This window comes from Okeania sp. SIO3B5, assembly GCF_010692555.1.
Classification (GTDB): Bacteria; Cyanobacteriota; Cyanobacteriia; order Cyanobacteriales; family Microcoleaceae; genus Okeania.
The window spans coordinates 1-12,771 of record NZ_JAAHHG010000010.1 but is presented as its reverse complement, the minus strand read 5'-3'; the positions used below and the strand labels follow the sequence as shown (position 1 = coordinate 12,771).

General features: G+C 34.8%; 9 protein-coding genes and 2 pseudogenes. 7 read left to right on the top strand and 4 right to left on the bottom strand.

What is annotated here, in order from left to right:
- Positions 1 to 113: 113 nt before the first annotated feature.
- The 3 genes from F6K54_RS02505 to F6K54_RS02495 all read left to right on the top strand — a co-directional run bounded on the left by F6K54_RS02505 (position 114) and on the right by F6K54_RS02495 (position 4,559).
- Positions 114 to 1,349, top strand: a complete 1,236-nt coding sequence (locus F6K54_RS02505; RefSeq protein ID WP_293073986.1) for a transposase — start codon at positions 114 to 116, stop codon at positions 1,347 to 1,349.
- Between the two features lie 791 nt (positions 1,350 to 2,140).
- A complete protein-coding gene (gene cysK / locus F6K54_RS02500; protein ID WP_293073983.1) occupies positions 2,141 to 3,103 on the top strand; it encodes a cysteine synthase A in 963 nt (320 codons plus the stop codon).
- A gap of 781 nt (positions 3,104 to 3,884) precedes the next feature.
- Positions 3,885 to 4,559 carry a J domain-containing protein gene (locus F6K54_RS02495; protein ID WP_293074098.1) on the top strand — a complete coding sequence of 225 codons (675 nt, stop codon included), beginning with the start codon at positions 3,885 to 3,887 and terminating at the stop codon, positions 4,557 to 4,559.
- A gap of 810 nt (positions 4,560 to 5,369) precedes the next feature.
- On the opposite strand, the gene F6K54_RS02490 is transcribed toward F6K54_RS02495, so the two are convergent.
- Positions 5,370 to 6,869, bottom strand: coding sequence for a cyclic nucleotide-binding domain-containing protein (locus F6K54_RS02490; protein WP_293073980.1), 1,500 nt, complete (start codon positions 6,867 to 6,869; stop codon positions 5,370 to 5,372).
- 695 nt (positions 6,870 to 7,564) lie between these two features.
- Complete coding sequence (locus F6K54_RS02485; protein ID WP_293073977.1) at positions 7,565 to 8,947, bottom strand: transposase; 1,383 nt, start codon at positions 8,945 to 8,947, stop codon at positions 7,565 to 7,567.
- A gap of 256 nt (positions 8,948 to 9,203) precedes the next feature.
- Here F6K54_RS02485 and F6K54_RS42615 point away from each other — a divergent pair, with 256 nt between their 5' ends.
- On the top strand, positions 9,204 to 9,455 hold the full coding sequence (locus tag F6K54_RS42615; protein WP_366558032.1) for a hypothetical protein: 252 nt from the start codon (positions 9,204 to 9,206) through the stop codon (positions 9,453 to 9,455).
- 844 nt (positions 9,456 to 10,299) lie between these two features.
- Entirely contained in the window at positions 10,300 to 10,434 is a 135-nt protein-coding gene (locus tag F6K54_RS02475) for a hypothetical protein (protein ID WP_293073975.1), read from the top strand.
- A gap of 29 nt (positions 10,435 to 10,463) precedes the next feature.
- On the opposite strand, the gene F6K54_RS02470 is transcribed toward F6K54_RS02475, so the two are convergent.
- On the bottom strand, positions 10,464 to 11,702 hold the full coding sequence (locus tag F6K54_RS02470) for a VWA domain-containing protein (RefSeq protein ID WP_293073973.1): 1,239 nt from the start codon (positions 11,700 to 11,702) through the stop codon (positions 10,464 to 10,466).
- Positions 11,703 to 11,803: 101 nt separating this feature from the next.
- A pseudogene (locus F6K54_RS02465) lies at positions 11,804 to 12,372 on the bottom strand (RNA-guided endonuclease InsQ/TnpB family protein); the annotation flags it as partial.
- A 117-nt stretch (positions 12,373 to 12,489) separates the two neighbouring features.
- On the opposite strand from F6K54_RS02465, the gene F6K54_RS02460 reads away from it, so the two are divergent.
- Both F6K54_RS02460 and F6K54_RS02455 read left to right on the top strand, forming a co-directional pair.
- Complete coding sequence (locus tag F6K54_RS02460) at positions 12,490 to 12,582, top strand: helix-turn-helix domain-containing protein (protein ID WP_293073970.1); 93 nt, start codon at positions 12,490 to 12,492, stop codon at positions 12,580 to 12,582.
- A pseudogene (locus F6K54_RS02455) lies at positions 12,570 to 12,771 on the top strand (RNA-guided endonuclease TnpB family protein); the annotation flags it as partial. The gene F6K54_RS02460 and the pseudogene F6K54_RS02455, both read left to right, overlap by 13 nt.

Sequence of the window (12,771 nt, the reverse complement as noted above, 5' to 3'; positions counted from 1 at the left end):
CCAAAACTTCTCTAAAGTTCATCAAACTTACTCATTACTATAGCTATCAAACTAAAATGAGTAAGTTTGTTCAGTCGTCTATCCATTGAGTCACTATCAGCTACAATTAAGATATGAAGCTAGTTGAACGTCATGTTATTACCAAATCCCATGATTTGTGGTCCGAAATTGACCAGAAGGCTTTTTTGTCAAAAAATCTGTTCAATTTAGCCAACTATTATTATCGTCAATACTTCTTTGAAAACAAAAAGAAATTAAATTTTAATCAACTGTATCACAAGGTATCTAAAAGCGACGATTATCAAGCTTTACCTACCAAAGTAAGTAAACAGATAATCAGGAGACTAGATTCAGCTTGGAGTAGTTATTTTGCAGCCTTAAGAGAGTGGCAAAAACAGCCAAATAAATTTTTAGGGAAACCAAAAATCCCCAAATATAAACATAAGACAAAAGGCCGAAATATTCTTCCTTATCCAGATGAATCAATTTATAAAAAAGCATTAAAAAAAGGAATTTGTCATCTGTCGATGAGTGAAATAAAAATACCCACTTCACAGACAGAAATAATAGAAACCAGAATTATCCCCAAAAGTAGCTGTTACATAATAGAAATAGTCTATGAAAAACAGGAGGAAATAACAAATAATCAACAAATAGCAGGAGTAGATTTAGGAGTAAATAACTTAATAGCTGTAACTACAAATCAAACAGGAACTTCACCTCTATTGATTAAAGGCAGACCATTAAAAGCAATTAACACCTTTTATAATAAACAACGCTCTTATTTACAATCCCAACTAAAAACCAACCACAATCAAAGTAATTCTCATCGGTTAAAAAAATTAACTCACAAAAGAAATAGTCGAGTAGAAAACTATCTGCATACAGCAAGTAAAAGAGTAATAGATTGGTGTGTAAACCATGAAATAGGAACCTTAATCATTGGGCAGAATCAGACTTGGAAACAAGAAATAAAATTAGGGAAAAAGAACAATCAACAATTTGTAAACATCCCTCACTATAGGTTAATAGAGATGTTAACGTATAAAGCCCAACTAAGAGGAATAAAAGTAATAATTACCGAAGAATCTTATACATCTCAATCGAGCTGTTTAGATGGAGATGATTTACCAAAATATGGAGATAAAAAACCGAAATTTAGTGGAAAAAGAGTAACAAGAGGGTTGTATAAAACCAGGGAAAAGAAATTATTAAATGCAGATGTAAATGGGTCATTTAATATAATTAAAAAAGTAATTCCTGATGTCTTTGACCAGGGAATAAAGGGTTTGCCGTTTAACCCTGTAGTGGTTGATCCACTACGAATGACTAGACTTTCAGACCTTTGAGTAAGTTTGAGTAAGTTTAGTTGAGCGGTGGCTATTCCACCCTAACGATACTTGAATTATCAAGTTATCTTGATAGATAATAATGAGGATTTGCTGAATAACCAAAGACATCATCTTAAGTGATTTGAGTGATGTAGCTGCTACTATGCCTCGCAAATGCTTCAATAATAACTCAAGCTAATTCTTTTTGAGGCAAAGAGGAACATATCCCAGTGACTGGGTTTTTGCTAAAAACGCTTAAATGTTCTGAGAGTTAAAATGAAAAATTAAGCCTTTTCAAATTATCTTGAGTTTTTTTTTAATTACGATAAATACTATAGATTATTTTAAGATTTTTGAATATATAAAATATTGACTCAATAATTTTAATTAAATAATACACTCAGAAATACGCTCAGAAGAACATAAAGAAAAAGAAAAAATATATAAATCTGTAAGATTCAGTACATAAGATATCTAGAAACTCAAGCAATCATAGCTAGTATTAGGTATCCTTATTAAGAATATAGAAAATAACTTAAATAGCTATCAGGCTAAAAAGGTAGTGCCATAGAATTAGGTATCTGTTTGCGGAGTATTTCTTCCGGAAACGCTTTTTAATATAAATTTATTTTAGACTTTTGCTAATAATGTGAAATTCTTAAAAAAAGTAGAAAGTATTTTTAGAGCAAGCAATGATACTTTACTTTTAGCTGAAAATAGCTTTGAAATCTACATAAAAAATTATTTTCTATCAAGTTAGTAAGTAGACCTGAGTATACCATTTACCATTTATTAAGGATAAATATATCATGCGTATTGCTCATAATATTACTGAATTAGTCGGCCGCACACCTTTAGTACAATTGAATCGTATTCCTCAAGCAGAAGGTTGTGTAGCCAGAATAGTAGTAAAGTTAGAAGGGATGAACCCTGCTGCCTCTGTCAAAGACCGCATCGGTGTTAATATGATTAATACAGCAGAGCGTGAGGGATTGATTACGCCAGGTCAAACAGTATTAGTTGAACCAACATCTGGAAATACAGGCATTGCTCTGGCAATGGTAGCTGCAGCTAGGGGTTATAAGTTAATTTTAACAATGCCAGAAACCATGAGTTTAGAGCGTCGCTCTATGTTGCGTGCCTACGGAGCGGAACTGGTTTTGACCCCAGGTAGTGAAGGTATGAAGGGTTGTATCACAAAAGCGCAGGAGATACTTGAATCAACGCCTAACGCATATATGTTACAACAGTTCGATAACCAAGCTAATCCACAAATTCATCGCCAGACTACGGCATTAGAAATATGGGAAGATACAAATGGCCAAGTAGATATTTTGGTGGCAGGTGTTGGTACTGGTGGAACTCTTACAGGCATTGCAGAGATTATTAAGCAACGAAAGTCTGATTTTCAAGCGATCGCTGTGGAGCCTTCAAATAGTCCAGTCTTATCTGGTGGACAACCTGGACCTCATAAAGTTCAGGGAATAGGAGCAGGTTTTGTCCCATCGGTACTGAATGTGGATATCATAGATGAAGTAGTTCAGGTTGCTGATAGTGAAGCAATTAGTTATGGTCGTCGTATAGCTAAAGAGGAAGGTATTTTATCTGGTATTTCTACAGGAGCAGCTCTTTGTGCAGCAATAAAGGTAGGTCAGCGACCAGAAAATCAAGGTAAATTAATAGTAATGATTCAGCCTAGTTTTGGGGAGCGTTATTTAAGTACTCCACTTTTTCAGGAGCCAGAACAAACTCTAGCTACAGCAGTCAGCTAGTGCCGCTACGCAGAAGTCAAAATTAAAAATTAAAAAGTTATTGATTGGTAAGGCTTTTAGGATTTTGTAACTGGTTAGTTATTTATGCCATCCTGCACTAGATATATTTAGTGTGGGACTTACGCATTTTGATAAGGATAAGGATATTTTATAAGAATCAATGTTTGACTACTCCCCGCAGCTTTTGCCTAGGGGATTCTAAGTTGATACTACGCAACAGGATAAATCCTTGTTGCTTCGTTTCTTCGAGCGCTGACCAAAGATATATTCTTTGGACACAATGAAATTGTCCCCCTACACAGTCAGCTTAAGTCTAAACCATGCTTTGCTGCTTACTTTTGTCTAAACATTTGTATATCCAGAAAATACCATAGGACAACTAAAGTTGTCTAGTCTAAACGACTCGCTTGTTTTCATCCGGTTAAAACACGGGGGGCTTTCAACGTCGCTTTTCGGTAAGTACCTGACTAATTTGAGATTATTTAAAGCTCTGCAAAGACTAAGTATTGCGGCGGAGAAAATATAATTAGTCTCCACCTTACGGAAAGTCAAATTTAAGCCCAGTTCAAAATTTAGCAAAATTCATATTTATGGGAAATTAAAATACCTGATATAATTTTCTACTCACTATTGCTATCTAGAATCTAAAATATTTAATCTACTATTAAAAATTGAAAGGTTTGCTTATTTCATTGGCAAATTCTTGGTAACAATGAATAGAATAAGTAATGGGGATATAAATTTTTATATTCCATTGTAAATATTGAGTACAAATAGTTCTATGGTAACTGGTGACTATTACAAAACTTTGAATGTTAATCCCACAGCAACTCAGGGACAAATTAAACAAGCTTATCGTCGTTTAGTTAAGTTATTTCATCCAGATGTTAATACCGAAACAGCAGATCGTGAACGTATTATTAGCATTAATGAAGCTTATGAAGTATTGGGCGATCCCCAACGAAGAAAATCTTACGATCGAGAATTTAATCAACACGATTGGAAATATACAAATACGAAGCAAAATTATCAGCAGCAAAATAAAAGACGAAATAATGCAGATGAACATCTACAAAAATGGTTAAATCAGGTTTATAAACCAGTTAATAAAATTATAATTCAAATATTAAAACCTCTAAAAAAGGAAATTGATTATTTAGCTGCCGATCCGTTTGACGACCAACTAATGGAATCATTTCAAGATTATTTAGAAACTTGTCGGCGCTTGCTTAAAAAAGCTCATAATTTATTTAGTTCTCAGCCAAATCCATCTAATTTTGCAGGAGTAGCAGCTCATTTATATTATTGCTTAAACCAAGTTAGTGATGGAATAGAAGATTTAGAATTATTTACTCTAAATTATGATGATTCTTATTTACATACAGGCCAGGAACTATTTAGAATTGCTTCTAGATTACGCCAGGAAGCACAAGCAGGAATAGATGGTATTTTATAACTTTATTTATTTTTGAGGATAGAGTGGAAATTTCATATCATATAAATTTGATAAATATTTAGGGTTTGCGCTCAAAAGTCTTTTTTTCAGAGGAGGAGCCAGAATTTCCGTTTGTCATTCTCCGCAAACAGAATCGGTGAATCCAGGAGGAATGAGATTCCGAGAAGAGGTAGCCAGAAGAATCTTCCCTTGGTTTTCTACCCCTCGAAATGCCCAAAATATGCTCCTAAATTGAACTGGAATTACCTAAAAACAGGTACTCCCTTAGTACCTACAAAGGCTGAAACCTTTGCCAGTAAACACTTTGATATTTAATCAGCAAGCCCTATTTATCACACATCATAAAATATTGATTATAACTACTTGCTCCTAATAGAAACTGCTATAAATCCTAGATTTCAATATCACTTTTCTTTAGTTAAGCGTTCCTTAACTCTCAAATATTTTTTGTACAACTACTTTGAGGAGTACTATATTCTTTTCTCCAATAGTATTAGATATAGTATTTATTATAGTAGACCATAATGTTACGAATAATAAGGGCAATTAAAATCCTTGACAGGATGCGCTCAAAAGTCTGTTAGTGAAGGAAGGGAGTAGGGAGTAGGGAGTAGTTAAGAGTAAGGAGTTTAGGGGGAGTTATAGAGGAGGTAGTCGTTTATAATGGTTTCTTGATTTGTCTGCCATAATCGTCCCAAAATACTAGCTTTTTGCAGCTCTTTCCACCGAAAACAGGCGCACTTTTTTAGACCAAAAAATGCTACAACCAATATCAGTCAATGCCCGCGATATTTAATCAGCAAGCCCTATTTAAATACCAAAAAGAGTTTGAATCCGATTTCTAATCTTGGTAAAAGGAGTATTTTCTGAAGAACTAAGATCGAGTAATCCTAATTCTTGTAATGCCTGTTGGCGTTCAGAAAGCTTTCGAGAAATATCAGTAGCTAAACTAGGAGATTCTTCTAATAATCTTTGTAAATCATGTTGTTCTATTACAAATAAAATTGAATCTTCAATAGTTTTTACTGTAGCTGTACGAGGAGAACCCAATAATAAAGACATTTCACCAAAAAATTCTCCTTCGTGAAGAGTCGCAATATATTTACCAGTTTTTTCAGAAATCACCTCAATAGCACCAGAAAGAATAATGTAAAAAGAATCTCCAACATCATTTTCTCTAAATATAATTTGCCCTTCAGGAAATAACTGTCTATAACCATATTCTATTAATTTTCTGAGTTTTAAATCAGTAAGACTTTCAAAATAAGTAACTCTTCTGAGTAAGTCTCGCAAAGTCCAATTATTTGGTGATTTTAATGCTGACTTTTTAGTTTTAGGTTGAATACTACTCTGTTTTTGCTCAGAAGAAACACCATTTTGGGAAAACACTTTACTTTCCCTAGTATTAGTAACAATACTATTGTTAAGTAAGGTACTCAAATCTTGTGGATTTTTTAACCATAAATCTCTCTGAGGAAAGGGAATAACTATATCCTGCTGAGTCAATTCATGCTCAATTAAAAAATTCAAAGAACTTTGAATTATATCGATATCTTGAGGATGATCAATCCAAACTAATAACTCAAAATCTAAAGAACTATCACCAAAACCTTTAAACCATACTTTAGGAGAAGGACGGTTTAATACACTCGTTTCTGCCCGAGCAGCAGCTAATAATGCTTCCGTTACTAACAGTGGATCGCTACCATAAGCAACTCCAACTGGCATATGAAGACGACTTCTAGGATCTTTATAACTCCAGTTAATAATATTATTTTCTACAAATTTTATATTAGGTACAATTACAAATATGCCGTCAAGAGTACGCACAATTGTAGACCTAATAGAAATATTTTCTACTGTTCCTAATAAATTATCTACTTCAATAAAATCTCCTACCTTAATAGGTTGTTCAAATAAAAGTGTTAAACCACTAATAAAGTTACTAGCAAGATTTTGTAATCCAAAGCCAATTCCAATACCTAAAACTCCTGCTAAAACTGTAATAGTTCTCAGATCTATACCAGCTCTTTGTAAAACAATTAAAATCCCTAAAGTGGCGAGTATATAGATAATAACTGAGGCGATCGCTTCTCGATTACCTCGGTCTAAACCCATACGAGTTAGTAATAATCTCTTAATTCCTTCTCCAATAGTACGAGCAATAATTAAGACTGCTACAGCTAATAGAATTAGTCTGACAATAGCGCTGATAGAAAGATGATTATCTCCAATATAAAACAGTGGAGTTGTTAATGCTCTAGATAAGTTTTGAAACCATTGTTTACTTTGTAAAAAAAACCAATTCATACTTGTTGTAAAACTATTTTTACTTTTAGATTAAAAACTTACAGCAATTGGCTGTTTTATTAAGTAGATAGGGTTTGCTGAATAAGTTTTTTAGTAGGGGTAGGAGACAGGAGACAGGAGGGGCGGGGAATTTAGAGGAGGTAGTCGGAAAAATTCTCAATTTTTCTGTCATAATCATCCCAGAATACTAGCTTTATGCAGCTTTTTCCACCGAAAAACTGGTAATTTTTTCAACCGAAAAACGCTCAATCCAATAGCAGTCAATACTTTGATAATTAATCAGCAAGCCCTAGATATATCTGGGGTTTTTGAGGACAGGAAATAGAAAAGTTGTTAGTATTTCATGTATATAAATTAATTGTAGAAAATTAAGTGAATTAAAATTTGAAATTATTATTCTAACGGTTTGATTAGAATTTCGTAAATAATAGTTATATAGGAGTAAACACAAGAATAGAGTTTAGTATTTTTAGTTTGGATGAATTACAAAATTTGAGGTTGTATGGAACAGGAAATCTGGAAAAGTGCAATCCACTTCACACTTCTTGGAAAATACTGTATAAATTTTTCTGTATGTATATTTTCTACTATGAAAAATTCTCTATCAAATAAGTTTTAAAATAGCAATCAACTGTCTCATATTCGCGAACTATACCAAGTATTTACTACTCCCCGCAGCTGTTGCCGAGGGGATTCTAAGCAGATACTACGCAACAGCGTAAATCCATGTTGCTCCGTCTGTTCTTAGCTGAAATACACTCTCTGGGGACAATTTCCGCGGTGCCCCTACACAGTCGGCTTAAGTTTAACCCTAGCTTTCTGCTTACTTTTGTGATGATATTTGCAGCTTCATTACAGTCTGCATTAATTAACCAATTATTACTACTTCTATACAAACCACGCTTTATTCTTTTTCCTGTTTCGCTGCGCGACATGAAAAGCGTTTGCGTAGCATGACCTAGGAAAGCTTGTCTGAAGGACTTAGGTTTACAATCATTGGGTTTCTCACCATAATTATGTAGACAGTCACCATCTAAAAATGAAGCAATACTTGTATAGCTTTCTTCTGTTTCTATAAAGATTATTCCATATTCAGAGCATAAATGAGCTATTCTTTCTTTCAGTCTAGCTGTGAGAATTGGTACAAATTCTGAATTACTTTTCTTTCCTAATTCTATTTGATTTTTCTGACCTTTATTCCAACCAAATACAATTGTACCAATAGATTTTTTTAAACAATGATTAATTACTATTCTGGCTGCTTTATTAATACCGTCAGGGATTTGGCGGTTACGCTTTTCTGTAATGGCAGCTAGTTTATTTGACCAAAATCCCAAAGGTTGATTTTCTTTAATAGTTGATACTTGTTTGTTGTACCAACCCACCCCTATCCCCTCCCGGGAGGGGAACCAAAGGGGTGGGTGTTTACCATCTACAATTAAGCTAGTACCTACATTAGATACACAGGTCAACCAATTATTTAAACCATGGTCAATTCCTAATACATTTTCTTGATTTAATTGAGGTTTAACTACTATTTCTTTTTCATAGACAAATTCTTGGGTAAAACATCTGTTTCTCGGTAATATTCTCAGTTCTTTGAGCGTAGAAAATGCTCTTATACTAGGCATTGGAATTAAAAAGTTATCTACTCCAAACCAGCGTTTACAGGTATTCCCTAGTGGTACTCTAATTTGATTATCTTTAAGTTTTAATGCTTGCTTGGGGTAACTAACTGTAGCCATTCCCTCTTTTTTTCTGTACTTAGGAATCCTTGGTCTGTCTGAGATTTTTCCTGAACTATAGGCAATAATAAGACCATAATAAGAGCGAAATGATTCAGCTACAGTTCTCAATATTTGTTGTGCTGCTTGAGAATATAAAACTTTGTAATGATAGTTGTGTTTATAGGCTTTTTCCAAGTCAAACTTGCCCAGAGTTTTGTGAGACTTAAAAAATAATTGCCGACCATAATATATTCCTATGTTCGTTAGCTTGTGAGACTGTTCACATAAGAATGTTAAAATAGCAATTAACTCAGGATTTTGAGCAACTAAAACTTGCTGACAAGAGTACATTTGAAACGGGCGTTGGGAAAGTTATTGTTGATCATAGTAACAGAGGACAACTAAAGTTGTCTAGTCTCAACGATTCCCTTGTTTTCATGTCCCGGTTCAAGCACAGGGAGCTTCAATGTTGCTTTTCGGTAAAATAAAATATGTAAGGATTAAAATCCGATGTACTTTATTTGACCGAAAGGCCACGTTTAAGGTCCCCGTGTTTGGTCAAATAAACTAGCTGCCATTACAGAAAAGCGTAACCGCCAAATTCGATTTGGGTATTAATAAAGCGGCTAGAATAGTAATTAATAATTGTTTAAAAAATCAGCTCGGTACAATTGTTTTTGGTTGGAATAAAGGCCAGAAAAATCAAATAAAATTAGGAAAAAAAAGTAATTCAGAATTTGTACCAATTCCTACAGCTAGACTCAAAGAAAGAATAGCTCAATTATGCTCTGAATATGGAATAATATTTATAGAAACACCAAGAGAGTTATACAAGTGTTGCTTCATTTTTAGATGGTGACAATCTACCTATTTATGGTGAGAAACCCGATGATTGGAAACCATCACCGAAAAGAATAAAGCGTGGCTTGTATAGAACAGGTAATAATTGGTGTATTAATGCAGACTGTAATGGAGCGGCAAATATAATCACAAAAGTAAGCCGCAAAGCTGTAGGGGCTATTCGCGAATCGCCCCTACTTAAGCCAACTGTGTAGGGGCACAATGAAATTGTCCCCAAAGAGTGTATCTTTGGTCAGCGCTCGAAGAAACGGAGCAACACGGATTTATCGGTGTTGCGTAGTATCTGCTTAGAATCCCCGTGACTTCAGTCCGGGGAGTAGTCAAACTGAACTTAAAATAGGATTGAGAGTTTTAAATATTGATGAATTTTTTCCTTAGTGGATAATGCCTATTATCACAAGCTTACGAGCATTTTGTTGGTTTTACAAGCTTTGACAAATTGACTAACTTGTGTACTCCTAAAAGTTGTTTTTTGTCGTTGCGATCGCAACGACACTAGGAGCTTTCACCCCCTAATACATCAAATGATATTTTTGTCAAGTTTTATGTTAAGTACTACACAAATACGCTCTTGAAACCCACATTCCGCACGACAAAATGTAGTAGAAAAATGAAAGTCAAAAGTCAAAAGTCAAAAGTCAAAAGTAAGAAATATAGCGCTGCGCGCAGCTCATCTGGCAATAGGCAATAGGCAGTAGTGGGGATAAAAAGCTGATAATATAAAACTTTTAGCTATTGGACAGTTCCTGAAATTTGTAAATATGCCAGCGCACATTGCTATAAATTATAGTGATCAAATAGTATAAATACTTAAGTTGGCTACGGATTTTATACTAATTTCTATGTTACAAATTGAAGTGCGGAATGTGGGTTATATACTACTTTTAATGATACAAATTGAAGTGCGGAATGTAAGTTATAACTGTTCAACTGGACATTATATTAAAGTATTAGCCAGGAAAAAATTACCTGGCTAAACTAATAAAAAAGTATTCTTTAATTTAAATTACTTTAAAATTGTTTTAGAAACAATTCTAGTTTTTTTCCTATCTGCTTCAGAAAGTTCTTCTCCATCTTGTAAACGAGTAGCGCTTGTTTGTAAAACAGTTGCTGCCCCTGTATCTCCCATTTGTAATGCTGTTTTAGCAGCCGTTTGTAACATCGTAGCAGCACCAGAACGATCGCCTTGCTGCAATTTTGTTTCAGCTATTTGAGTTTGCCTATATTTTGCTAGAGCTAAAATATGATTTTGTACTTCAGAATTAATTTGAGGCTGATATTTTTGCATAACATTAGCTTCAACTAATATCGGTTCAGAAAGTAAATCTTCCTTACTTTGAGCAGGGTCATCATAACGAATTTGTAATTGGGCGATCGCCTGTTTTCCTTCAGGTAATTTCCCAATATAAAGATTAATTAGAACTACCCTTTCCACATCTTTCATTAAATCTCCCAATCTGACCATAAAGCGGTCGTTCTCTTTTTGTACGGGCAATTCAATAGTATCTGGAGCTACTTGTGCAATAGGTTTAAGTTCTGCTAATCTAACTCTAGGCATCAAAGATAGTCGCAAATAAGAATTAGTAAGTCCCACAGACTGAATCCTGTTAAACAGTCTACCAAATTCCTCTATTGCCTGTTCTGGACGTTGAATATAAGCAAGAGTCCCCCCACCCGCATCAGCTATTTTTTCTAGAACATCTTGATTCCAATCATCACCAAATCCCAGGGAATTTAGAGTCATACTATAATCAGTGGCCAACTTTGCCAACTTCAAACAACGGTCATTATCTCCATGTTCATTTTCCCCATCAGTTAATATAAAAGCCTGGGAAATAGCGTCTTTTTGACCTTTATCTAACTCCTCTATTCCTAACTTCAAACCCTCATCAATAGCTGTACCACCAGAGGACCTTAATTTGTTAATCTCACGCTTAATACTAGCAGGGTCATTAATAACTTGATTAGAAACAATCACTTTAGCTCTATGGTCAAAAGACACAACTGAAAGGCGATCGCCCTCCTTCAATTTATCTACAAGCTGTCCTGCTGCTTGTTTTACAGTTTCCAGTGGCCTTCCTTCCATAGAACCACTATGGTCTAAAATCAAACATAGGTTTAATGGTACATTTCTTTCTAGCTCATCAGCTAGAGCCGAAATAGATATGGCCAGTTGACGTTGAGATGAAGATTTAGTGGCGTCAATATTGGTATCGTTAAGAACTGAATGTAGATTAACTTTCATAAATATACTAGAAATTTTGCTACTACTTATTTAAGGATATATCCACAAATTTGACATTCTCTCCTGTTAAATCAAAGATTATAACGGGAGATTCGCAAACCTCACGATTTAGGGTTACTGCTTGAGTGGCACTTATCTAGGTTGAAAACAACCCCCGACAGTACGCCTACACAGTCAATTTGCTCTACGATCTGCAAGGGCCGCAGTTACACCTCGATGACAAATTACTTTTGCTGCTGCTACATCCCGGTTCATTTCGTAGTGACATTCAGGACATTTATGTTCGCGCTCAGACAGGTCTTTTTTACCTGTATGGGTTCCACAATTCGGACAAATTTGACTGGTATATCTATAGTCTACCTTGCCAAAATATACCCCTCATTTCCTGCATACCCAAGCCAAGATATTGAAAAACTGACCGAACCCTGCATCTAAAGGTATGTTTACCCAACATTCCTTTGGCCCAGGTTCTCAAGTCTAGGTCTTCCACAAATATCATTCCTGCTTGGTCGCATAAATGATGAGCTAATTTAAAGTGAAAGTCTTTTCGGGTGTCTGAGATTTTTTGATGAAGTCTTGCTATCTTTTGGTTAAGTTTATGTCGATTTGCTGAACTGGATGTCTTTAACTTTAATCTACGTTGTAGCAATTTCCTCTTACAAAGGAGCTTCGCTTTCAGCTGACTGAAAAAATGGGTCTCAAGCCTCGCCCATAAGCGGGCGACTTTTTACAGGTTGATTTTTTTCAATAAATATGTTAACATATATGTTAGTTTGGAAGTCAAGTTATGAAAGCTAGATTTAAGTACCGTATATATCCAACCCCGGGACAAAAATACCGAGAGCGCCAAGCTATTTGGCTGTGTCCGTGTGGCGAGTGAATGATAGTCTAGCTTACTGCCAACAGAGGTATAAATCAGGAGAAAAGAAATCTACTAATTCTGAACTACAAAAGCTTTTTATTACTCAGTCTAAAAAGACTGAAGAAAGAGAATGGTTGTCAGAGGTTTCTAACATACCATTGCAGCAATCTTTAAATGATTTAAACCAAGCTTATCAAAACTTTTTTA

Coding starts and splice junctions, on each gene's coding strand:
- F6K54_RS02485 (WP_293073977.1), bottom strand. CDS start 8,947: ATGTACTCTTGTCAGCAAGTTTTAGTTGCTCAAAATCCTGAGTTAATT.
- F6K54_RS02490 (WP_293073980.1), bottom strand. CDS start 6,869: ATGAATTGGTTTTTTTTACAAAGTAAACAATGGTTTCAAAACTTATCT.
- F6K54_RS02460 (WP_293073970.1), top strand. CDS start 12,490: ATGAAAGCTAGATTTAAGTACCGTATATATCCAACCCCGGGACAAAAA.
- F6K54_RS02470 (WP_293073973.1), bottom strand. CDS start 11,702: ATGAAAGTTAATCTACATTCAGTTCTTAACGATACCAATATTGACGCC.
- F6K54_RS02505 (WP_293073986.1), top strand. CDS start 114: ATGAAGCTAGTTGAACGTCATGTTATTACCAAATCCCATGATTTGTGG.
- F6K54_RS02475 (WP_293073975.1), top strand. CDS start 10,300: ATGTTACAAATTGAAGTGCGGAATGTGGGTTATATACTACTTTTAATG.
- F6K54_RS02495 (WP_293074098.1), top strand. CDS start 3,885: ATGGTAACTGGTGACTATTACAAAACTTTGAATGTTAATCCCACAGCA.
- cysK (WP_293073983.1), top strand. CDS start 2,141: ATGCGTATTGCTCATAATATTACTGAATTAGTCGGCCGCACACCTTTA.